This window comes from Fenollaria sp. (assembly GCF_057222035.1).
The window spans coordinates 80,952-104,127 of sequence record NZ_JBXXYC010000002.1; the positions used below are offsets into that span (position 1 = coordinate 80,952).

27 protein-coding genes are annotated in these 23,176 nt (G+C 33.6%); 21 read left to right on the top strand and 6 right to left on the bottom strand.

Going from position 1 to position 23,176, the window contains the following annotated elements; all coding sequences use genetic code 11:
- Nucleotides 1–7 precede the first annotated feature (7 nt).
- The 3 genes from AC2UOP_RS03355 to AC2UOP_RS03365 are packed head-to-tail and all read right to left on the bottom strand — an operon-like array spanning nt 8 to nt 2,764.
- A complete protein-coding gene (locus AC2UOP_RS03355; protein WP_484832626.1) occupies nt 8–1,387 on the bottom strand; it encodes an MBOAT family O-acyltransferase in 1,380 nt (459 codons plus the stop codon).
- On the bottom strand, nt 1,387–1,842 hold the full coding sequence (locus tag AC2UOP_RS03360) for a DUF4358 domain-containing protein (protein WP_480019808.1): 456 nt from the start codon (nt 1,840–1,842) through the stop codon (nt 1,387–1,389). Before AC2UOP_RS03360 ends, AC2UOP_RS03355 begins: the two co-directional genes overlap by 1 nt.
- A gap of 13 nt (nt 1,843–1,855) precedes the next feature.
- The gene (locus tag AC2UOP_RS03365; RefSeq protein WP_484832627.1) at nt 1,856–2,764 is read right to left on the bottom strand and encodes a GDSL-type esterase/lipase family protein; all 909 of its coding nucleotides are present in this window, start codon (nt 2,762–2,764) and stop codon (nt 1,856–1,858) included.
- Between the two features lie 291 nt (nt 2,765–3,055).
- Between AC2UOP_RS03365 and AC2UOP_RS03370 the strand changes: the two genes are divergently transcribed.
- From AC2UOP_RS03370 to serS, 13 genes are all read left to right on the top strand, one after another.
- Nucleotides 3,056–3,697, top strand: coding sequence for a glucosaminidase domain-containing protein (locus AC2UOP_RS03370; protein WP_070599217.1), 642 nt, complete (start codon nt 3,056–3,058; stop codon nt 3,695–3,697).
- A gap of 267 nt (nt 3,698–3,964) precedes the next feature.
- A complete protein-coding gene (locus tag AC2UOP_RS03375; RefSeq protein WP_070599216.1) occupies nt 3,965–4,150 on the top strand; it encodes a hypothetical protein in 186 nt (61 codons plus the stop codon).
- Complete coding sequence (locus AC2UOP_RS03380) at nt 4,140–5,564, top strand: TldD/PmbA family protein (protein ID WP_484832628.1); 1,425 nt, start codon at nt 4,140–4,142, stop codon at nt 5,562–5,564. Before AC2UOP_RS03375 ends, AC2UOP_RS03380 begins: the two co-directional genes overlap by 11 nt.
- Nucleotides 5,564–6,844 carry a metallopeptidase TldD-related protein gene (locus AC2UOP_RS03385; RefSeq protein ID WP_484832629.1) on the top strand — a complete coding sequence of 427 codons (1,281 nt, stop codon included), beginning with the start codon at nt 5,564–5,566 and terminating at the stop codon, nt 6,842–6,844. Before AC2UOP_RS03380 ends, AC2UOP_RS03385 begins: the two co-directional genes overlap by 1 nt.
- Entirely contained in the window at nt 6,844–7,512 is a 669-nt protein-coding gene (gene pyrE, locus AC2UOP_RS03390; RefSeq protein WP_070599213.1) for an orotate phosphoribosyltransferase, read from the top strand. The genes AC2UOP_RS03385 and pyrE overlap by 1 nt, the downstream gene beginning before the upstream one ends.
- Nucleotides 7,512–8,411, top strand: coding sequence for a DUF2232 domain-containing protein (locus tag AC2UOP_RS03395; protein WP_249242904.1), 900 nt, complete (start codon nt 7,512–7,514; stop codon nt 8,409–8,411). The genes pyrE and AC2UOP_RS03395 overlap by 1 nt, the downstream gene beginning before the upstream one ends.
- 1 nt (nt 8,412) lies before the next feature.
- Nucleotides 8,413–10,422: a DHH family phosphoesterase gene (locus AC2UOP_RS03400; protein WP_484832630.1), complete on the top strand. Its 2,010-nt coding sequence runs from the start codon at nt 8,413–8,415 to the stop codon at nt 10,420–10,422.
- Complete coding sequence (gene rplI / locus AC2UOP_RS03405) at nt 10,422–10,865, top strand: 50S ribosomal protein L9 (protein ID WP_019214935.1); 444 nt, start codon at nt 10,422–10,424, stop codon at nt 10,863–10,865. The genes AC2UOP_RS03400 and rplI overlap by 1 nt, the downstream gene beginning before the upstream one ends.
- Before the next feature lie 9 nt (nt 10,866–10,874).
- Nucleotides 10,875–12,203 carry a replicative DNA helicase gene (gene dnaB, locus AC2UOP_RS03410; protein WP_019214936.1) on the top strand — a complete coding sequence of 443 codons (1,329 nt, stop codon included), beginning with the start codon at nt 10,875–10,877 and terminating at the stop codon, nt 12,201–12,203.
- Nucleotides 12,196–12,786: a GNAT family N-acetyltransferase gene (locus AC2UOP_RS03415; protein WP_484832631.1), complete on the top strand. Its 591-nt coding sequence runs from the start codon at nt 12,196–12,198 to the stop codon at nt 12,784–12,786. The genes dnaB and AC2UOP_RS03415 overlap by 8 nt, the downstream gene beginning before the upstream one ends.
- A complete protein-coding gene (locus AC2UOP_RS03420; RefSeq protein ID WP_070599203.1) occupies nt 12,761–13,828 on the top strand; it encodes a DnaD domain protein in 1,068 nt (355 codons plus the stop codon). Before AC2UOP_RS03415 ends, AC2UOP_RS03420 begins: the two co-directional genes overlap by 26 nt.
- Nucleotide 13,829: 1 nt before the next feature.
- Nucleotides 13,830–14,744, top strand: coding sequence for an ATP-binding protein (locus AC2UOP_RS03425; RefSeq protein ID WP_484832632.1), 915 nt, complete (start codon nt 13,830–13,832; stop codon nt 14,742–14,744).
- Between the two features lie 11 nt (nt 14,745–14,755).
- Complete coding sequence (gene serS, locus AC2UOP_RS03430) at nt 14,756–16,033, top strand: serine--tRNA ligase (protein WP_484832633.1); 1,278 nt, start codon at nt 14,756–14,758, stop codon at nt 16,031–16,033.
- 78 nt (nt 16,034–16,111) lie between these two features.
- Here the strand turns inward: serS and AC2UOP_RS03435 are convergent, their stop codons facing one another.
- Nucleotides 16,112–16,627, bottom strand: coding sequence for a flavin reductase (locus AC2UOP_RS03435; protein WP_106018051.1), 516 nt, complete (start codon nt 16,625–16,627; stop codon nt 16,112–16,114).
- A 115-nt stretch (nt 16,628–16,742) separates the two neighbouring features.
- Between AC2UOP_RS03435 and AC2UOP_RS03440 the strand changes: the two genes are divergently transcribed.
- Genes AC2UOP_RS03440 through AC2UOP_RS03460 form a run of 5 tightly spaced genes read left to right on the top strand, consistent with a single transcriptional unit; the run spans nt 16,743 to nt 19,274 of the window.
- Nucleotides 16,743–17,267 (top strand): chromate transporter, encoded by a 525-nt coding sequence (locus AC2UOP_RS03440; RefSeq protein WP_019214942.1) that lies wholly within the window; start codon nt 16,743–16,745, stop codon nt 17,265–17,267.
- A 4-nt stretch (nt 17,268–17,271) separates the two neighbouring features.
- Nucleotides 17,272–17,808, top strand: coding sequence for a chromate transporter (locus tag AC2UOP_RS03445; RefSeq protein WP_249242911.1), 537 nt, complete (start codon nt 17,272–17,274; stop codon nt 17,806–17,808).
- Between the two features lie 9 nt (nt 17,809–17,817).
- On the top strand, nt 17,818–18,789 hold the full coding sequence (gene pta, locus AC2UOP_RS03450; RefSeq protein ID WP_484832634.1) for a phosphate acetyltransferase: 972 nt from the start codon (nt 17,818–17,820) through the stop codon (nt 18,787–18,789).
- Nucleotides 18,789–19,097, top strand: a complete 309-nt coding sequence (locus tag AC2UOP_RS03455) for a dihydrofolate reductase (RefSeq protein ID WP_484832635.1) — start codon at nt 18,789–18,791, stop codon at nt 19,095–19,097. Before pta ends, AC2UOP_RS03455 begins: the two co-directional genes overlap by 1 nt.
- Nucleotides 19,098–19,109: 12 nt before the next feature.
- Nucleotides 19,110–19,274: a hypothetical protein gene (locus AC2UOP_RS03460; RefSeq protein ID WP_484832636.1), complete on the top strand. Its 165-nt coding sequence runs from the start codon at nt 19,110–19,112 to the stop codon at nt 19,272–19,274.
- A 173-nt stretch (nt 19,275–19,447) separates the two neighbouring features.
- Here AC2UOP_RS03460 and AC2UOP_RS03465 read toward each other — a convergent pair whose 3' ends face one another.
- Nucleotides 19,448–20,389, bottom strand: a complete 942-nt coding sequence (locus AC2UOP_RS03465; protein ID WP_484832637.1) for a hypothetical protein — start codon at nt 20,387–20,389, stop codon at nt 19,448–19,450.
- Between the two features lie 175 nt (nt 20,390–20,564).
- On the opposite strand from AC2UOP_RS03465, the gene AC2UOP_RS03470 reads away from it, so the two are divergent.
- Genes AC2UOP_RS03470 through AC2UOP_RS03480 form a run of 3 tightly spaced genes read left to right on the top strand, consistent with a single transcriptional unit; the run spans nt 20,565 to nt 22,442 of the window.
- The gene (locus AC2UOP_RS03470) at nt 20,565–21,302 is read left to right on the top strand and encodes a carbon-nitrogen hydrolase family protein (protein ID WP_484832638.1); all 738 of its coding nucleotides are present in this window, start codon (nt 20,565–20,567) and stop codon (nt 21,300–21,302) included.
- Nucleotides 21,303–21,313: 11 nt separating this feature from the next.
- On the top strand, nt 21,314–21,787 hold the full coding sequence (locus AC2UOP_RS03475) for a pyridoxamine 5'-phosphate oxidase family protein (RefSeq protein ID WP_484832639.1): 474 nt from the start codon (nt 21,314–21,316) through the stop codon (nt 21,785–21,787).
- A 4-nt stretch (nt 21,788–21,791) separates the two neighbouring features.
- On the top strand, nt 21,792–22,442 hold the full coding sequence (locus AC2UOP_RS03480; protein ID WP_484832640.1) for a DNA alkylation repair protein: 651 nt from the start codon (nt 21,792–21,794) through the stop codon (nt 22,440–22,442).
- 48 nt (nt 22,443–22,490) lie between these two features.
- Here the strand turns inward: AC2UOP_RS03480 and AC2UOP_RS03485 are convergent, their stop codons facing one another.
- On the bottom strand, nt 22,491–23,108 hold the full coding sequence (locus AC2UOP_RS03485; protein ID WP_484832641.1) for a hypothetical protein: 618 nt from the start codon (nt 23,106–23,108) through the stop codon (nt 22,491–22,493).
- Nucleotides 23,109–23,176: the final 68 nt, after the last annotated feature.

Consider the following 23,176-nt stretch of genomic DNA (forward strand, 5'->3'; position numbering starts at 1 on the left):
ATATCACCTAAAATCTAAAATACAAGAATGGGTTGTAGGACTCGCTAATTAGTGACATTGTCACAAGTATTAAAAGGATGAATAAAAAGGCAACTTCTAAATAAGATGTTTTTCTATCCTTATCAATAAGATTTTTGCATACGCCAAGCGATAAAAGCGCACCAACGATTAGATAAAAACCATACTCTTTTAAGTAAAAATACGCTTCTAAGGATGAGAAATTTTTAAAATTGAACATTGCCTTTATAAATGGACCTATCTCAGTCACTTTAAACTCGAATATTACCCAGCCAATAATTATTAATAGCATTGCATATATATGCTTTATGAAGTTTGGTGCTTTATCAAGTGCCTTTGCATAAACAAATTTTTCTAAAACTAGCAAAATAAAATAGTATAGACCCCATAAAATGAAGTTAAAGTCCGCTCCATGCCAAAAACCTGTCAAAAACCACGTGATAAATAAGTTTAGTATCTGTCTTGGTAATTTTACTCTGTTACCGCCAAGTGGTATGTAGACATAATTTCTGAACCATAGAGATAAACTCATGTGCCAGCGTCTCCAAAACTCAGTTATTGACTTGGAAATGTATGGAAAATTAAAGTTTTCTAAAAAGTCAAAGCCAAGCATGCGTCCCAAACCTATTGCCATGTCAGAGTAACCGCTAAAGTCAAAATAAATTTGCAAGGTGAAGGCGATGATGCCAAGCCAAGCCATTGACGATGGTAACGTTGTTATCTCTTTCGCAAGAATAATTTTATATAGCTCACCAAGTTTATTTGCAATCAAAACTTTTTTAGCAAGACCATAAATAAATCTTTTTATGCCATAGGCGATGGAATTGTCGGAAAAGTCTCTGTTCTTAAGCTGATTAAAGATGTCTATGTACCTAACTATAGGTCCAGCGACAAGCTGAGGAAACATCGCAACATAAGCGCTGTAGTCAAAAAAGCTGTTTGATGCTTCGACCTCGCCTCTATATACATCTATTGTGTAGCTAAGTGTTTGGAAAGTGTAGAAGGATATACCAAGAGGCAGACTTAAATTATTTGCGCTAATATTTAGATTAAATAAATAATTTAAGTTATCAATCACAAAATTGTAATATTTAAAGAAAAAAAGCAGACCAATATTGACAATTACACTCAATATAAGGACTGCTTTGCGTTTCCATTCATCTTTAAATTTATTTAAAAGTCTTCCATTAAAATAATCAAATACACTGGAAAAAAGCATTATCCCTACATATATCGGCTCGCCCCACGCATAAAAGATGAGCGAGAGTATAAAGAGCATGAAGTTCTTTATCTTTTTTGGCGATATATAGTATAAGAATAATGCAATCGGTAAGAATACGTATAAGAATAAAAGTGAAGAGAATACCATTATTTATAAAGCTCTGCTAAAGCCTTCTTAACATCTTCAGACTTTTCTGAAATTACTAGTATGATAGTCTTGCCATGTTCTTCATATACGCTGTCTTCAACAAGCTTTGCTTGATCAGGAGCGTAGTCTTTATAAATTTTTATAAGATTTTCTTTATATGCATCAATTTTTTCTTTAAATTCACTTGCATCACTTGCATTTTTTAGTCTTAACAATAGTACTGCATTTGTATTTAAATTAGTTTGAGGACCATACATCTCGTAAGAATCGATTTTTTCCTTATCAAAATCAAAAGTATCCTTTAGATAAGAATCTTCTTCTTCCTTAGAAAAAGTAGAAAAATCAATAGTATCTTTAAGTTTGTCCTTAATATCATTAAGGCTTACGTCCTTACTAGAGCATCCCACCATAAATATCATAAGTGCTACGCTTAAAATTATTAATATCTTTTTCATAAATAACCTGCCTTTAACTGTTTATATTTTTAACTTCATTTAACCAAACCTTGTGAAATTTGCTCTTTAAGTGCATTCCATCAGGTTCAAAGTAATCTTGATTCTCATTTAATAGATAAGAGAAATCTAAAAAGTCAAGTCCTCTCTCACTTGCTATAGTCTTAATAACACTATTAAATGAATTTATCTTAGTATTATTTACCCTTGCGTCTTCTTTCTCATCCAAAGCCTTGCTCACAGGGAAGATTGCTTGAAGATAAATTTTGGCATCAGGAAACTTAGCTTGTAGTGCATCAAGCATAGCCACATACCTTTCTTTAAACTTTTCTTCACTTTTAACAAAGACAGAGTCATTAAGACCCATCATTAGATAAATATTTTTTGGCTCAATACCAAATTTTTCATCAGGAATAAGCTTTCTAAGAGTATCAGTATTTAAACCAATCTTTGAAAAAACATTGTTCTCATAAAGAAATTTATAGTATTTAAGCTCTTCAGTTATAGAGTCACCGATGAAAAGGTCATTTTTAAAGAATTCTGTATAAACCGATATAGGAACAGTGTTTACAGAAGATTTAGCTACCTTTACCTTACCAAAGTCTTTTGGATCGATATCTTTACCTTTTTCGATCAACTTTGCTAATTCTTCCTTCTTAATTTTTTCTCTGTAAGCTAAAAGTTCTTTTTCTCTTATTGAGAAATTATAGTTGTAAATTTCTTTATTCACTAAATCTTTAATAATATCTGCTTGTTTAATACCATCAAAAATTTCATCAACATTTGTAAGTTCTTTTTTATTGTTTAATTTATAGTTATTATATAAAAAATATATTGCGCCCAATATAATAAGAAGAAAGATTATTAGGGAAAATGATTTTCTCGTTTTTCTTTTTTTTCTTCTATATTCAAAATTATCTCTCATTAATTACACCCCTATTTATTTCGAAATGATTTTTATGAAACAAAATTATATAATTTCATTTTTTTGAAATAATTTTAACCATAAAAATAAAGTTTTCATTCGAAATATCTCTTTCAATATTATATAATGTAAATGTAGAAAATTCAATACTCTTTGCCTAAATTATTGAAAAATGATATGAAGAATTTGTCACAAGTTGTAACATTTATGTCATAATTTAATTAAAAAACTTTAACTAGACATTCGTTAAAAATTTTGTTAAAATAAGACATACAATTTAGGAGGGACAAAATGAATAGGAAAAAATTTATAATTACATTTTTACTATTGTTTGTTTTTCTTTGTGGATATTTTTTTAATAGTACAGGAACTATGGCGCAAAGGGAAGATGAAAACAATCAAAACAATAATCAAGAAGATATAGATATGATTATTAACTACAATGAAGATGATATGGTAAATAAAAGAGATGGTGAGATGATTGCCAACATAGACGAACTAGTTTTAGTTATGGTAGAAGAAGAAAAGAATCTTACATACGATGTTTATCAAAAAACAAATTTAAGTGTAGAAGAGTTTAATAAAGTATTAGCAAAGACAGCACTTGCTGGACAAGGCGAAAGCTTTAAGGCACTTGAAGATGAGTTTGGAGTTAATGGCATATTTGCTATAGCTGTTTCAATCGCTGAAGCAGGATGGGATGGCAGACAAGCTAATAAGAACAATTTTTACGGTATGAGAGGAGCCAACGGCTACCTAAGCTTCAATACACCAAAGGATAATATTTTATACTTTGGAGAATTAATTACAAAAAGCGCATACAAGGGAAAGACATTAAAAACATTTGCAAAGATATATTGCCCACCACGTCACAAGAAGTGGCACTCAGACGTTGTTTGGATCATGGGTAAGTTAATGGAAGAAATTAAATAAGATTTAGAAGAAATTTATAAATATTAAATTAAATAGTAAAATGTAATAGATAAGCTTGCAATTAATTGCAGGCTTATTTTTATGTGTAATTATATTTTAATCATGAAACTATATTTAATTATAAAAAAATTATTTAAAAGTCATGAATCATTAGTAAGAAATATATATACGTTTTAAAAACTATAAATATATTAGTAATTTTTTAATGTATAATTATTATTGATAAATAAGTTTCATATGTGATATAATATCTAAAGAGGTGTGAGTATGAACGGAAAATATTTAATCAAAGCAGCATTTATAATTTTACTAGCATTTACAATAGTTAATGTAGTTTATAAACCGGTGCAAGAATACACTGTATATGCACTAGCTATAGTTGATATACTTTTAATCGTAGGTCTATGCACTAGCAAACCTGAGAGAAAGGAGAAAAAGACTGATGAAAAATAAATTATCACAGTTCTTAGTTGATGCAAAGGAATGTCTTGTAAAGACAGTTGACTTACTTAGCAAGGACTTTGACTATGTATCGATACTTGCTACTGATACTGACTCAACTAATTACATGGTATCAAAGAGCATAACACGTGTTGGCGAAGACATGGACAGCGAGAGAGGCTTTGTAGCACGTGTATATAACAATGATTACTACGGTGAAGTATCTTTTGATAAGCTTCAAAGCCCAGAAGAGCTCTCCAAGAAGATAAAAAAAGAAATTGAGGAAAATTATAAATTTTATAAAGAGAACAATTTTTCTATGAGAAAATATTCTCTAATCGATGAGGAAGAATTTGTAAAGGATTTTTCATCTGATTTAGAGATTTCTCTTGACGAGATGAGTGTTCAAGACAAGATAAATTATTTAACAGAAATTAAGGACAAGACGCTTAAAGAGTCTGATCTAGTTGTTTCTGCGAGAGCTATGTACATAGAAACTGAAGTGAGAAAGCTTTTTGTTTCTAAAAAGATGTGTTTAAATCAAGCATATACTTTTACTAGCGTTATGGCTGAGGCTGACGTTCAAAAGGACGACGACTTTAGATACGACTACAAGAGCGTAAGTAGATTAGGCGGCTTGGAAGTACTTAAGGAGCTTGATAATATTTATAAAGAAGTTGTTCGCAATGCGATTGAACTTCTTGGCTCAGAACTTGTTAAGCCTGGTTACTATGATTTAATAAGTGCACCAGACATCACAGGTTTACTTGCTCACGAGGCTTTTGGCCACGGAGTAGAGATGGATATGTTTGTTAAGGATAGAGCTTTGGCAAAGGACTATGTCAATAAAAGAGTGGCAAGCGATATAACTACGATGCATGACGGCGCCACAGCCATTGGCGAATGCTCAAGCTATAGCTTTGACGACGAAGGCACTTTGGCGTCTGATACTGTCATTATTGAAAATGGTATACTTAGAAGAGGTATGGCGGATAAGCTATCTGCAATGTCTTTAGGTGTTAAGCCAACTGGCAATGGCAAGAGAGAATCTTTCAGAAGAAAGGCTTATACAAGAATGACAAATACTTTCTTTGAAGGCGGCAAGGACAGCGTTGACGATATGATTAAGTCCATTGAATACGGATTTTTACTTGATGGCATGAACAATGGCATGGAAGACCCTAAGAACTGGGGAATTCAATGCACTGCAATGAAGGCGAGAGAGATAAAGGACGGTAAATTAACTGGAAAAGTATTTAGTCCAGCAACATTAACAGGTTATGTACCTGATGTGCTTGAGTCTATATCCATGGTTTCTGGAGAAATTGAAATGAATGGCTCGGGTTACTGCGGCAAAGGCTATAAGGAATGGGTCAGGACTTCAACTGGTGGCAGCTACTTAAAATTTAAGGGGAGATTAAGCTAATGGATAGAATTAAAAATATTATTGATATAATAAAAGAAAATAAAGAAATCTCTGATTTTAAGTTAATTAGAAAGAAAACATCTAGTAAGGAGCTTTTCTTAATAAGAGATGAGATAGATATGGACAGAAGCGTTGAGACTGATGACGTGAGTGTGACTATATATGCTGATACTGAAGAAGATGGCATAAAATTTAGAGGAGACTCTTCATTTAATACAGCTCCATCAGATAGTGATGAAGAAATTGCAAGAAAAGTAGCTCTTGCTTATGAAAGAGCAAAATTCATTAAGAATAAATATTTTCCTTTAGCTGAAGGAACTATATTGACAGATGAAAAAGATTATATAGATGAGCTTGAGACTATAAAAAAGGTGAAGGAGATAGTATACAAGGACTATGGAACAAAATCTAAGATAAACTCATGCGAAATCTTTGTTAATAATATAGAAGAAAATCTTGTGAACTCAAAGAGCTGCGACTGCAAGTCTAAAAAGAGCGAGATAATCGTTGAATCAATTGCTGATGCGTGCGGCGAAGCGGGCTCGATTGAGGTTTATAGAATGTTTACTTTTTCTAAGCTAAATGAAAAAGAATTTGAAGAAAATATTTATGAAGAGCTTAAAGAGGCAGAGGATAGAGCTATGTCTAAGCTAGCTGAGCCAATTGAATCAGTTGATGTAATCATCACTGGTCTAGATATTCCAGCCTTCTTTAACTTTTATGATTATCAAGCAAGCGGCTCAACTCATTATATGAAGCTAAATAAGTTAAAATTAAATGAAGAGGCTCATAAAGGAGCCAAGGGTGATCTTGTAAATATCACCTTAAAGCCTGAGATCGAGGGTTCCGTGCACAATAGCAAGTATGACAGCGATGGTGTTAAGCTAAAAGAAACACAAATATTTAAGGACGGCAAAATGATAAATTTATCTGCTGGACAAAGATTCGCGTCATACATGGGCATTGAGCCTACAGGTAATTTAGTAAATATCGAAGTAGCTCCTGGATCTATGTCAATCGATGAGATGAGAAAGACTAGACACCTTGAGATAAAGAGTTTCTCAAGTTTCCAAGCAGATGCTTCCATAGGTATATTTGGCGGTGAGTTTAGACTTGCCAAGTATTTTGACGGCAAAGAAACAAAAATCATTAACAACGGTGCTTTTTCAGCTAATATCATGGAAAAAGGCTTGAATATGTATTTTTCTAAAGAGATGATTCATATAGATAATTACTATGGACCAAAATATATTTTAATTAAGGATGTGAACATAGGATAATGTCATACAAAGAAGATTTTATACATTTAATGCTTAAATCAGATGTTTTAAAGTTTGGCGACTTTAAGACTAAGTCTGGAAGGATGAGTCCATATTTCATAAATACTGGATTTTTTAATAATTCTGAAGAGATAGCTAAGCTTGGCGACTTTTATGCCAAAGCTTATATGGACAATATTAAATTAGATAAGCCATTGCTATTCGGCCCAGCATATAAGGGCATACCGCTAGTGGTTTCTTGTGCTGTAAGTCTTTACAAAAACTATGGCCTTGAAATTGGCTACTCATTTAATAGAAAAGAAGCAAAGGATCACGGCGAAAAAGGAATTTTTGTTGGAGAGACTCCAAATGCTGATTCAGATGTAGTTATCATCGAAGATGTAATCACTGCAGGAACTGCTGTTAGAGAGTCCATCGATATACTTAAACACTATGATGCAAAGGTCAAGGCTCTAATCATCTCTGTTAATAGGATGGAGAGAGGTAGTGGCGATAAGTCAGCTATTCACGAGCTTGAAGATGATTACGGTGTTAAAGTTTATTCAATACTTGATATAAAATTTATCGCTGATTATTTAAGAAATAAAGAAATTGATGGTAAAGTATATATAGACGAAGAGATGTACGCAAAGATTATGAAGCATCTCGATACTTATAAGGAAAGATAATGCAAATAGAGAATAAAAATCTTGAGACGGCTATAAGTTTTGTAGTCTTAACGCTAACCATGTTTATAACAAGGTACTTAGGTATCTTTGCGATGCCATTCGTACTTGGAGCTTATCTAATGAATTCGATTGAGAATAAAGATTACAGCTCAATATATTTATACATGGCTTCGCTTGGCGTCTTGGCAATATTTTTAGAGCCAGCCTTTATATTTGAAAAGGCAATATTAGGTTTGCCATTCTTAATAATAGCTGTCACTTTAATCAAAATGAAAATGAGAGGCGACAAGCTGCTTTTAGCTATGACGCTTACTTTGGTGGTCTCAAGTATAGTTTATATAATTTTTTTAAGAGATATTTTCAATATAAATCTCATAGAAGTTTTTAATAAAAGTTTAGATAAGCAAATGGAGCTCGTTAAATCTTATGAGGGCGAACTTATTTTTGACAAGGACATGGTGAGTCTAGCGTATCAAGAGTTTAAAAAGTACTTAGCAAGCACTGTCTTTTTTCTAGCATTTATAGCCTCTTTCATAGCTTTAAAACTGCCTCATTATATAATAAGAAAAAGAGGCGATGTCAATATAACAGAGCCATTTATTGAAGCATTAAAATTTAAAAGATCAGCATTTTATTTAATGCTAACAATTCTTTTGATTTTTATGCTAACAGATTTAGGAATAAATGAGCTTATAATTGACAATATATCTTTAATGATATTTATGAGCTTAGCTGTACAAGGACTTTCTTTTGTGATGTTTACGTTAAAAATACGCTACAAAAAAACAGTCGCGGCAAATTTATATTTTGCCATATCCATATTTTTCTTAGGAATAATGTTTTTTATAAATATAATATTTGGCTTCATAGATGGTACTACAAGGATAAGGGGTGCATAAGATGTTTAAAAAAATCGAAGCATATGTAAAAGAAAATTTAATAGAAGTGATTTTTGAGTTTGCTTTAGTCATAATGCTTATGATATTAAATATCATCATAGGTTTTATTGCACTCGTAATCTTTGTTTCGCTACACATAAGATTCTTGCAAGATTTTGAAGACCAAACTACACTTATGCAAAAGAATTTTGAAAATATAGAGGAAACTATTGACTCGTTAACAAAACAAGCTGTATTTAAAATGCCATTTCCTATGGTTATCATTAATCAAGATGGTGAAATTAACTGGTATAACAGTAAATTTATCAAAATGCTTGAAATTGATGGCGAGCCTGAAGATAACATCCTTGACGCTATATCATCAATTAATCTAAATGAAATTTTAAGCGCAGGCGATGAGCCACTTAAAATTTTATATAGAGATAACTACTATCAAGTTTATGTTAATAAAGTTAAATCAAAAGACAGCAAAGACAGAGAAATGCTTCTTCTTTATTGGATTAACAGAACTGACCTTAAAGAAGCAAAGGACACTATTGACAAAGAAAAGATTGCGACTATACTATTATATATAGATAACCTTGATGAAGTTAAAAGCAGTGTTGAGGACAGTGCTAGAGCGACTATTACTGGTAATGTTGAGACTGAGATCATAAATTATTTTAATGCTTATGAAGCAACTGTTAGAAAATATGATGATGATAGGTATTTAATCATTGCAAATAATGAAAATCTTCAAAAGATTATACAAAAGAAATTTGATATTCTTGATAGGGTTCGTGATTTAAAAGTACAAAGTATAATACCACTGACTCTATCAATTTCAGCGACAACTGATGGAGAAACACCTCTTAAGCAATACGAAATTGCTAGAAACACTATGGATATAGCTTTAGGTAGAGGCGGTGACCAAGCAGTTCTTAGAAGAGGACACAATTACGAGTACTTTGGCGGAAAATCAAAAGCAGTTGAAAAAACTACTAAGGTTAAGGCAAGGGTAGTTGGAGGCGCGTTAAGATCACTTATTGATGACGCATCAAACGTAGTTATCATGCCTCACAAAAACGCTGATATGGACGCAATCGGCTCAGCTATCGGCGTAGTAAAGCTTGTTAGAATGAGAGGTAAGACTGCCTATATCGCACTTAACTCAGTTAATATGAGTATTAGAAATATCATGGCTAGACTTAAAGAAGAAAAAAGTCTTAATGGCGTTGTAAGGACTGAGGCTGAACTTAGCTCACTAATTGATGACAAGACTTTACTTATAGTTGTCGATCATCATAAAAAATCCATCTCTGAGGCACCAGACTTAGTTGATCAAATCAGAGACAGGGTAGTTATAGACCACCACAGAAGAAGCGGTGAATTTATTGAATCTACTGAACTTGTATTTTTAGAGCCTTATGCATCGAGTACAGCAGAGCTTGTAACAGAGCTATTCACATATATGACTGACAATGTTGTTTTGAGTAAGTTTGAGGCAGAGGCATTACTTGCGGGAATTACAGTTGATACAAAGAATTTTACTGTTCAAACTGGTGTAAGGACATTTGAGGCAGCATCAATGCTTAGAAGGTTTGGAGCTGATCCTGAAGTAGTTAAGAAATACTTTAAAGAAGATTACATGGTTATTAAGAATAGGGCTGACATAGTTAGACAGTCAGAAATATTTATGGATGATACAATTATCGGTATACTTGAAGACAAGGTTGATAATTCAATACTTATCGCGGCACAAGCAGCAGATGAGATGCTAAGCATCAATGGCATGAAGGCTTCCTTCGTTGCTGTTAAAATTTCAAATAACGAAACACATGTATCAGCTAGATCACTTGGCGAGATAAGCGTACAATTAATTATGGAAAAGCTTGGAGGCGGCGGCCACTTAAATCAAGCAGCTACTAGGATAGATTTATCAGTTGATTTGGCTGTTGAAGAATTAAAGAGAAAAATTAAAGAATATAAAGACGAAGAAAAAGAATCTAAGAAAGAAGAAGGTGTTAAATAATGAAAGTTATACTAATTGAAGACGTTAAAGGCCTTGGCAAAAAAGGCGAGATGGTTAATAGTAAGGACGGTTACGCAAGAAATTTCTTGTTTCCAAAAAAACTTGCTTTAGAAGCTACTGATGAAAACATAAAGCAATGGAAAGAAGAGCAAGCTGAACTAAAAGCTAAAATCGAAAAAGAAACTAAAGAAGCAAATGCGATCAAAGCAGATATAGAAAAGAAAGTTCTTAAGATGAAGGCTGAAGGCGGCGCTACTGGCAAATTATTTGGTGCAGTTACATCACAAGACATACAAAAGGCTTTGCTTGAAGAATTTGGTTTAGATATTGACAAAAGAAAGATAGAGATGAAGGAAAATATTAAACAAGCAGGTGTATATACTGTAGTTTTAAGACTTTATCCACAAATCACAGCTAATTTAAGAGTAAATATAAGTATATAGGGGAGTAATATGGAAGTTTTAAGAGAATTACCTAACAACTTAATAGTTGAGCAGGAAGTTTTAGCAAATGCAATGCAAAATAAAACTGCTGCTGTCAAAGCTATTGAAGGACTTTATGAAGCTGATTTTTATAACGAGCTTCATAGAAAGATTTTCAGTGCGATTAGGACTTTATTCTCTTTAAACAAGCCTATAGACCTATTGACAGTAACAGAAACACTTGAAAGAAATGAAAAAATTGATGCTGATACAATAACTTATATTGCAAATATTTATGCAAATAACGAAGGACTTAGCTCAAATCAAGATGCTTATATAGATATACTTAAGGAAAAGTCTGTACTTAGGAGTCTTGCAGAATTTTCTGACGAGATAAAAGCTTTATCGCTTGAAGATAAATCGCCAGCGAAGAATGTGCTTGAAAAGGCTGAAAAAGAACTTTTTGAAATTTCTCAAGGAGGTCTTAGAAACTCATTAACTGCTCTTGAAGATATTATGAGCGAAACAGTTCAAACTATAATGAAGAGGGTACAAAACAGAGGCGAGCTTAGCGGTGTAACCACAGGCTTTACTGATCTTAACTCACTTTTAGGCGGTTTTCAAAAATCAGACCTAGTTTTATTAGCGGCGAGACCATCCATGGGTAAGACTGCTCTTGCGGTTAACCTTGCAGTAAACGCAGCCAAGGCGGGCAAAAAAGTTGCCATGTTCTCTCTTGAAATGAGTAAGACACAAATCGGTCAAAGAATTTTAGCGGCATTCGCTCAAATGAACTTATCTAGCTTATTCAAGGGTGAGCTTGAGGGCACAGACCTTGTCAATCTGATTACTGCTTCAAATGAATTATCAAATTATAATCTTCATATAGATGATACAGCAGCCATTTCTTTAATAGAGCTTAAAGCAAAATTAAGAAGGCTTAAGATGGAAGAAGGCTTAGATTTAGTTGTTATTGACTACTTACAACTTATGACAACTGGCGAAAGAATTGAAAACAGAGTTCAAGAAATTTCACAAATATCAAGAGGCCTTAAAGCCATTGCTAAAGAGCTAGATGTACCAGTTTTAGCACTTTCACAGCTATCAAGAGCACTTGAACAAAGGCCAGATAAAAGACCAAAACTTTCGGACTTAAGAGAATCAGGAGCCATAGAACAAGATGCGGACATAGTTATGTTCTTATATAGAGACTATGTTTACAACAAAGAAACTGAAAATCCAAATTTAGCAGAAGTAATCGTTTCAAAGCACAGAAACGGTCCTATTGGCGTGGTTAACTTAATTTGGAAAGATGAATACACAAGGTTCTTTGACGTTTCAAAGAATGCGTATGAATAATAATAAATATAATATAAAGCCTTTAGAGCTTGAAGACGCATACAAGTTTAGTGGCTGGGAGAGAGGCAATTACTATCTTTTAAATGATTATGACTTCATTTATGAAGAGGATTGGGAAATAAAAGAGTGGCTTAAAACTAAGAAGGGCATATTTAAGCGCTATTTTGCAATTTATTATGACGATAAGGCTATTGCCTACATTGGACTGAAAGAGATAAATATTTTAAGAAAATCAGCTGAGTTATCTATAGTCATGGACGTACGCTATCAAAATCAAGGCCATGGCTATAAAATACTTGTAGAATTTTTAAATTTTGTCTTTACTGAACTAAAATTTAAAAGAATATGGCTCGATGTTAATGCGTTTAACGAGAGAGCCATACATTTATATAAAAAATTAGGTTTTACTAAGAAGGCATATTATCTAGATACATTTAATATTCAAGATATTGATAAAACTAGAGAGGAATACATAGAAAATGAAGAAGAGTTTATACAAAATGGCAGGGAGCTGCTTTCTTATGTATATACTTATGAGATAAAGAGAGGTGAGTTTTTTGAGCTTCACGCTAGAGAAAATTAATTCAAATTTATTAGACACATCAGTTAATAATATATTTATCAGTGAGTTTATGCCTCAAGCGGACGGAACCTTCGTTAAAGTTTATCTTTTAGCGCTAAGATTTGCACAAGACGATGACATAGAGGCGAGCAACGAGAAGATAGCCGAAGTTTTAAAAATTCCTGTTATAGATGTCGTATCAGCTTGGAGATTTTGGAAATCAGTTGGTATAGTTGATTTCGATGACGATGGTGATAGCTTGAGTTTTAGTGTCTTATTTAAAGATTTAAGAGCTCTTTATCTTAGCGGCTCATCACTTGATAAGAACAGCGCAAATAATTCTCTTAGTCAAAATACTTATGATGATGAGCTTGATATAGATGAAGGAGACTTAAGTAGCGACACTAAATTAATTATTGAAGTAAATAAGGACGACGGCGTAAAAAAGATGTTCCAAGACGTCGCCCACATAGTCAGAAGGCCCCTTAACACACAAGAGAAGATTAAGATCATCAAGTGGCTTCGTGACTACAATATTAGCTGCGAAATGATATCGCATGCTTATTCCTACGCTTATGATATACTTAAGAAGAAGTCACCAGCTTATGTTGAGACCATCATAATGAATTGGTACGATAAGGGTTTTACAAATCTTTCTCAAGTTATGAGTGATTTTAACGTGATGAATGATAGCCAAAGAAATTACAATAAACTTATGCAGTCACTAGCAATGCCATTTAAAAATGTATCTGATTTTGAAAAGAAAATCATAGACAAGTGGTATGACGATTTTAATTATGGCAATGATATAATTTTAAAAGCTGCTGAAAACTTTATATACACAGCAAAGCCTTCTATCGCATATCTTGATGCAATCTTAGAAGCTTGGCACAAAGAAGGCATAAAGACAGTTGAAGACGCTGAAAGAACGAATGAGCTTTATAGGTCCGATAGAAAAAATAATAATACTAAGAAGCCAAAGGCGAGAGTAAAGGACTTTGACGAGAGAGAGTACCCAGATGATTATCTAAGCGATACTTATGAAGGCAATTGGAGGAAGTAGCATGACTTTGTTAGATGATGTTTATAGACAAAAAGCGAATATTAAGAACATTAGGGAGAGGGAGAGAAGCGAGAGGATAGAAGCTATTTATAAAAAATATCCTGAGTTTTTAAGCCTTGAGAACGAAAAAAATTCTGTGCTTAATGATTTTGCGTCTATGAATTTTACAAATTATGAAGATATTAATAAAAAGATACTTAATATAGAAGCTAAAAAACAAAAACTTATAGAGACTTATGGTCTTAATGATGCTTTCAAAGTTCATTACGACTGCAACAAATGTGAAGATACAGGCATTTATCAATCAAAAAGATGTTCCTGCATTGACGATATGCTAAGAGAAAAAATGCTTGAGACGAATGAACTAAATACTGAGATGAGAGAAAAAAGTTTTGAAAATTTCGATGCCAATATATTTTCAGATGATGTAAGAGATGAAATGATTGAGATAAAAAAGAGTCTTGAGTCTTATGTGGATAATTTTAATAAAGAGCACAGATCCATATTTTTCTTTGGAGACGTTGGTACAGGCAAATCATTTATGGCGGTATCACTTGCAAAGAGACTTATAGAAAAGCTTATCAATGTTACATACGTGGGCTCTTATGAAATGTGCCAAACCATTAACGAAGCTATATTTAAGGCCGATGGCGACGCTGTAACGAAGAGAGATTTATTTTATAACACAGACTTTTTAATCATTGATGACCTTGGAACCGAGATAGATACACAGGTTAGCTCGAAATCTATACTTGATTTGATAAATTATAGACTAAGTAAAAATTTAAAGACGCTAATCACAAGCAATTTAAATGTTGACGCAATAAAAGAAAAGTATGGAGAGAGACTATCGTCAAGGATATTATCAAATTATTATATATATCGCTTTAAAGGACGCGATTTAAGATTAAGATAAGGAGTGATTTTATGCTAGATATAAAAAGAGTTAGAAAAAATCCAGAAGAAGTATTAGAAGCTTTAAAAAAGAGACACGGAAGTTTCCCAATTGAAGAACTTCTTGAAGAAGATAAGAAGAGAAGAGAGCTTTTAACCGTTGTTGAAACAATGAAGCAAAAGCAAAATGCCATTTCAAAAGAAGTACCTAAGCTTAAGAAGGCTGGCGAAGAAGTTAGCCAAATCTTTGAAGAGATGAAAGAGCTTTCAAACGAGATCAAGGAGTATGACCAAAAAGTTAAGGAAATAGATGACAAAATATCTGAGTACCTACTAAGCATACCAAACGTTCCTAATAAAGATGTTGTCTTTGGCAAGGATGATAGTGATAACGTTGAAGTAAAGAAGTATGGCACACCAACTGAGTTTGATTTCGAGCCAAAAGCTCACTGGGACTTAGGAACAGACCTTGATATACTTGATTTTGATAGAGCTGGTAAGATAGCTGGATCAAGATTCTCTATATTTAAAGGCGACGGAGCAAGACTTGAAAGAAGCTTAATTCAATTCATGCTTGATCTTCATACGCTTGAACAAGATTATACTGAGATGAGCACTCCATTCATGGTTAATAGAGCGTCCATGTTAGGTACAGGACAATTACCAAAGTTTGAAGATGATATGTTCTACTTGCCATCAAAGGACTTTTTCTTGGTGCCAACAGCAGAAGTACCTCTAACAAATATGCTTAGAGACGAAATTGTTGATGATAGCGAATTACCTATCAATATAACTGAGTACACACCATGCTTCAGACAAGAAGCGGGCGCAGCAGGTAGAGATAACAGGGGACTTATTCGTAACCATCAATTTGATAAAGTTGAACTTGTTAAGTTTGTTAAACCAGAAACAAGCTATGATGAATTACAAAAATTGTTATCAGATGCTGAGGCGGTTCTTCAAAAGCTTGAAATACCATACAGAGTTGTTCAATTATCAACAGGCGACTTAGGTTTTTCATCAGCAATGACTTATGACATAGAAGTTTGGATGCCAAGCTATGGTAGATACGTTGAAATATCAAGCTGTTCGAACTTTGAGGACTTCCAAGCAAGAAGAGCCAACATTAGATATAGAAACGAAGAAGGCAAATTAAACTTCGTTCACACACTTAATGGTTCAGGCCTTGCAGTTGGTAGAACATTTGCAGCACTTGTAGAAAATTATCAAAATAAAGATGGCTCAATCACTATACCAAAAGCTTTACAAAAATATTTTGGCAAGGACCGCATCGTAAAAAAAGAAAAATAAATCAAAAAATTAATTTAAATAAAAATATTAGAGCTATGCATATCAATTGATGCGCATAGCTCTTTTTATAATTATATTTTATTCTTCATTCACATAAGCCTTTACTATTTCACCTATATAAACATAGTGAAAATCACGCTCTGGGTAGTTTTTCTTAAGTATGGATTGATCGATGAAGCCTTCCTCGTGCAAAACGCCCTTATAAACTTTTCTGCATACCAAAACCATTTTAGCTTCTTTAAAATAAACGCTTTTATCGCTAAAAACAGGTGTTAGAGACGTTCTAGCAAGTTTATCTTCATTGCGGCCACTATGAGTACCAAGATATAATAAATCAGTTTTATAATAAGGATCAAAAAAACTTAGTGTGTAGTAATCATTCTTGTCAACAAATTCCCTCGTATATCTTTGCGGTCTTAAGTAAATAACTGACGTTGGCATATCGCCGTTCCAAATTGCACCCAAGTGACCCCACTGAGCAGTCATTGTGTTAAACGCCTTCTCATTACCGGCACTCACGAGCATCCATTCCTTGCCAATCAGCGTCATCGGATTAAAATTTAATTCTTTAATATCAATAGCTTTTAAGCTCATACCATCACCCCTTAGATAAATTATATCACAAAGAGCATAAATTTATTACTTAAAATTTACCTTGCGAGTCTAGAAAAATATGTCTCTTTGTGATATAATAGTTTTTGGTGAGTATATGAATTTTTTAATCAAAATATTTTTAGTGTTTTTCAAGATAGGCCTCTTTAGTTTCGGCGGAGGCTATGCTATGATGCCACTTTTTGAAAAAGAAATCATAAATGGTCTTCACTGGATAAGCTACTCAGATTTTATAGATATAGTTGCCATCGCACAAACAACACCTGGCCCATTCGCAGTTAACTCAGCAACCTTCATCGGCAATAAATTAGCAGGTTTTTTAGGAAGCGTTGTTGCGACACTTGGAGTGACACTACCAAGCTTTATTATAATGAGTATAATATTTTTAACAATAAATAAATTTAGAGAATCAAATGCTGTAAAAGTCTCAATCAGAGGCATAAGACCAGTTGTTTTAGCACTTGTATTAGCAGCTGTTGTAACCATTGGCAAGGGAGCGATAATTGATTACAAATCAGTAATTATAGCGATAATTGCCTTCATACTAGTTAGAGTGAAAAAACTAAACCCAATACTTATCATGGCTATAGGTTTTGTGGTCGGCATATTTATTTATAGGTGATCAGATGAAGATACTTAATTTATTTATAACATTTTTTAAAATAGGTGCCTTCACCTTAGGAGGCGGCTTTCCCATGCTACCAATTATCGAGCGTGAGATAGTTACTAAGAAAAAATTAATGACAGACGAAGAGTACATAGACTCGATAAGCCTTGCGCAAACAGCACCAGGGCCTATCGCAGCAAACATTTCCATACTAGTTGGCTACAGAATATATGGCTTTTTAGGCGCACTCGCTGCATTTTTAGGCGCAGTTTTGCCAAGCTTTATCATAATACTAGTTATATCGCACTTTTTTATGGGCGTTCAAGATAATACTTATGTGCAAGCGGCCTTCAAAGGCGTTAGACCAGTCGTATGTGCATTAGTGTTTGCAGCACTTGTAGGCTTAGTTGAAAAAGCACATTTAAATAAATTTGAATACGCAATAAGCGCTTTAGCTTTTTTAATAGTAGTATTTTTAGATGTCAATCCCATCTTCGTAATTATTGGCGGAGTGGTGATTGCGCTTAGCAAGGATAAATTTATCAAGAATAAATAGGAGGTTATTATGGATTTATTTGAAGAATTAAAAGTTGAAGTAAAAGAAAAACATCCATCGATTGTTTTTCCAGAAGGTGAAGATGAAAGAGTTTTAAAGGCTGCTTTCAGATTAAAAGAAGAAAATATTTTAGAACCAATAGTTCTAGGCAAGAGAAGTGAGGTAGAGGGGGCTGCTAAAGCTATAGGCAAAGACCTAGCTAATATCAATTTCATCGACCCAGCTGAAGCTAAAGACATAGACGAGATGGCTCAAACATTTTTTGAAAGAAGAAAGGGTAAGATTACTTTAGAAGACGCTAAAGCACTACTTCTAAAGGACGTTAACTATTTCGGAACTATCTTAGTATATATGAAAAAGGCAGATGGCCTTGTATCAGGCGCTGCGCACGCAACAAGCGATACAGTTAGACCTGCACTTCAAATCATTAAGATGAAGGAAGGCTACAAAAAAACTTCAGGCGTATTCGTAATGGTTAAAGGCGCTGAAAGATACATCTTCGCTGACTGCGCTATCAACATAGCACCTGACTCAAACGATATCGCAGAAACAGCAATTCTTTCAAACATGACAGCAAAGAGCTTTGGCGTTGATCCAAAGATCGCTCTACTAAGCTTCTCAACAAAGGGCAGCGCTAAGTCAGATGAAACAGAAAAAGTTATAAATGCACTTGAAATCGTTAAAGAAAGAGATGCATCCATAGCAGTTGATGGTGAGCTTCAATTTGACTCAGCTTTTGTACCAACAGTTGCTGAAAAGAAGGCAAAAGGTTCAGCTATCGCAGGTCATGCTAATGTATTTATATTCCCATCACTAGAAGCAGGTAACATCGGTTACAAGATTGCTCAAAGACTTGGCGGATACGATGCTATAGGACCTATACTTCAAGGATTAAACAGCCCAGTTAACGATTTATCAAGAGGCTGTAATTCAGACGACGTTTACAAACTAGCTCTAATCACAGCAAAACAAGCTTTATAATGATACTCGTAATGGCAGTCGACGCCAAATGGGCGATTGGCTACAAAGGGGACATGCTTACAAGGATACCCGAGGACCTAAAGCGCTTTAAAGAGATGACCATGGGCGGAGTCTTAGTCATGGGGAGAAAAACTTTTGATGCGACAGGCGCACTTCCTGGCAGAGAAACTATCATCGTCTCGCGCTCACTTAAAGATGTGGATAGTGCTCACATTGCCCATGACCTTGATGAGTTAAAAAAGATGATAAAAGAAAAATTTTCTGACAAGAAAATATTTTTAGTTGGCGGAGCAAGTCTCATCGATTAGCTCATAGACGAGGTGGATGAGGCAGAAATAACTTTTATCAAAAAAGATTTTGAGCCTTATGATATTGTGATGAGAAATTTGGATAAGGACGAAGCATTTGAATTAAGTGAGATTAGTGAAGAACATGATTATGATGGAATGAAGTTTGAGTATCGAAAGTATATTAGAAAGAAATAAAATTATCAATATAAACCCTCTTTACTAAATAAGTAGAGAGGGTTTTATTTTGCATATAGATTATTTCGAAGTGTATATTATTTAAAATAATTTATTAAAATGTCACTTCTTATTTTGAATTATATAAAAAACTCTCAAGTATTACACTTAAGAGTTTTGATGGGGAATCTTAATTATCTACGATAAGTAAGATTATATATGTTCATATCTTCATCGTAAAAAAAGTCATAAGAAAGTATTGGTTTAGTAGCATCACCCAAATACTTAATTAGTATCTCTATAGCTTTACCTTGCATACTTTTATCAGCAAAAACATCTTTTGCTTCTTTTTCTGCAATATTAATCTGAGGCTCTGAGTAATTGCTATTTAATGAATCGATATCATTAAGAATCATATCATATAGATTTTTAATGTCTTCTTCTTTTGCACCTACCTTATCAAAGTATGCTTTAAATGCTTCGTAGTCTTTAGACTTGACTGTGCCAATGACCTCAAGCGATTTATCTATAAATGCCTTGTATTTTTCTTTTAGCTCATCTTGATTTTCTTCAAAGTCTGCTGTACTTAGCTGGAAACTTATAAGCTGATTAGCAATATTTCTTGCAAGATTAAAATATATCTTTTTCTTTTCGCCTTGGCATAGTGCTTGGTAGATGTAAGCCTTGCTACCATCTCCATCTTGACCTGACTCCATTGATACCTTTTCAATCTTTACAATATCGCCAGAGATTTCTAGTGGCTTTAGCGCCTCTATAATCAGATTTGGATCTTTATCTACCGCAGTTTTTGCACTGCCGGCTAGGCTTGACTTTATCTTGTCAATATCCTTAGAACAAAGTAGTTTAACATTTTTTTCTATCCACTCTTTATCATTATCAGTCATTTCAACTTGCCATACAGTATCTTTGACTAGACTATTGTCATTTGCCGCATCATTTATGCTTTCTTCAGATGTTTCCTTTTTTTCGGTACTTGAGCTAGCTTCTTTTTTATCTTCACTCGCTATCTTTGTTTCACTATTTGTTTTAGCTTTGTCGTTAGGCTTATCACTTGAGCAGGATGCGCAGATAAGCATCATAATAGTTAAGCCCATACATAAGAAAATTTTTTTCATAGATTTACACCCCCTATGATTGATTAATTATACATATATATTGTAAAGAAAAAGGCTAAAATATATTAATTAAGTGTAAAATTCATATATATATTTTTTATCTGCTCCTTATGGGGCAGATTTTTTATGTTTTAAGCCTTATTTATGATATAATTAATAAAAAGGAGGTCATCTTATGAAAATCAATCTCATGTCTTTAGCTTTTAAGACTAAGGACCTTGAACATAACAAAAACATTATTATAAAATCTATGCGCGAATATGCTCAAAAGGCGGATCTACTTGTTTTTGGTGAGTCTTTTTTACATGGTTTTGAGGCTCTGTCTTGGGATTATGAAAAGGACAAGACAATTGCCATAGATATAAATGATGATATTATTAATGAAATAAAAATTGCTGCGAGAGAAAATTCTATAGCTGTTAGCTTTGGCATGATTGAAAAATCTGATGACGCTATTTATTCATCGATGATCACCATTGGCAAAACTGGCGAGATAATGGACGTTTTTAGACGCGTATCTGATGGTTGGAAAGAGCCAATTGCGGGACCTCAATACAAGGAAGGCGATGGTTTTCACGCTTTTGATTTTGATGATAAAAAAATTCTAGTCGGCATCTGCGGTGATTTTTGGCACGATGAACTTATTCAAAAAGCGGCTGATATTGAAAAGGATTTAGTTCTTTGGCCTGTTTATACTGATTTCGAGCCGCGTGTTTGGAACGAAGAAGAAAAGTTTGAGTATGCAGTGCAAGCGGATAAATTAAAATCGCCTGTACTATATGTAAATTCTGTGTGCTACGATTTTGATGAGCCATATATATCTAAGGGCGGCGCTTGTTATTTTGATGGTGGCAAAATCATTAAAGAAGTGCCATCGGGCGCTGAAGCCGTACTTGACGTTGAAATTAATTAAGGAGGAAAATTATGAGAAGAGCAGATAGAGAAGTTACGGATATAAATGAAATACTTAGAATAATGAAAGACTGTGACGATGTAGTTCTTGCCTTTAACGATGAGAGCTCGCCATATATTTTAGCTGTTAATTTTGGCGTGAGCGAAGTCCAAGGCGAAATCACTTTATACATTCACGGAGCAAGAGAAGGAAAAAAGTATGATTATCTAAAAGATGGCGCTGCTGTGAGCTTTCAAATGAGTGCAAATCACAAGCTTATCATGGACAAAGAGCGCGGCTACTGCACTATGAATTACGAATCAATTATAGGCAAGGGCGAGGTTTATGAAATTAATGATTATGACGAAAAAGAGGAGGCGCTTGAAATTTTAGTGCAAAAGTATCATATTCCGAGCGAAAAATTTGTTTATGCAAGAGCTGCTATACCTAGAACGCGTGTTTTTAAAATTTGCGTGAAAGAATTAACTTGTAAGGCAAAGGCATAAAATTATGATTTATAAAGATGTACTTTTTGAGCTAAAAGAAAATTCTGATTCAAAGTACAAGGATTTTATAGCTAAGCTCGTTCCAAATATTAATAAAGACACTATCATCGGTGTGCGCATGGGAGCTTTAAGGCGTCTTTCTAAAAAAATCAAAAAAACTTGCAGTATTGAAATTTTTAACGAGGCAAAATTTTATTATAGAGAGGAAAAACTTTTATACGCGCTTTGCATATTTAAGATGAGTAGAAGCTTTGATGAAGCTATGGACGCGCTTGATAAGTTTCTTCTATATATCGATAATTGGGAAGTCTCTGATTTAATCGCAGGTGAAATAATTATTGATGAAGCGCATCGTGAAGAGATTTTTCAAAAGGTGCTAAGCTATGTGCATAGTGAAGATGAATACAGCATTCGTCTTGGCCTAGTCATTATGAATAAAAAGTTTAATGACGAGGCTCACATAGAAAAAATTTTAGATGCGATAAATATAATTAAGATTAATACTTATTATATAAATATGGCGGCGGCGTGGCTGCTTTGTGAGCTTTATTTTAAAAATAAGGATAAGATAAATAAATATTTATCTAGTGCAAGTCTTAATGAAGATATAAAAAAGATGACTCGGCAAAAAATTCGTGAGTCACTTAAAAAATAGCATAAAACATATAAAAGAAGCCAGAGAATAAACTCTGGCTTTTAAAATTTATTTTTTAACTTGTGCGATAATCTTAACGACATCATCAAGGCTAGCGCCCTTATTGATTGTAAACTTACCTGATTTTAATTTTGTATCAAGTTTTAGCTCAACGCATTTATTGATGAAATCTTTTGCACTAGATACTATGCCTTGTTGCTCAAGTATCTTACCTATCTCGCCTGGCAATGACTTAGCAGGTATATTAACTTCAACTGTTCCTGTTTGAACTGGCTTTTCTTCTGCCTTTTCAGCAGGTTTTTCCTCTGGCTTTTCTTCATTATCTTTTGCATCGCCTGCTGTTTCAACAGGAGCTTCTTCATCAGCTGGTTTTTTCTCTCCAGCTGTTTCTGCAGGAGCTTCACTATCTGCACCTTCTTTAACTTTTTCCCCGTTGTCTTCGTTAGTAGCTTCGTTATCTTGGTCGCCGTCTATATTTTCAACCACTTTATTATCTTCGTTATTATTCTCAATGTTTTTAGTTAGAGTTGAGTTAGCACCGTTGTTAACAAACAAGATGTCAAGTCTCCAACTGATTATGCATACAACAGCTATGATTACTATGAGCATGATTATGTAATCAATCGAGTTATACAAAAAGTCTTTAAATTTTTCCCAAAAATTCATTATTACACCTCTTATTATTAAACTTTCTTTTTTTTATACTTTGTATTATAATTATATCATATATTATA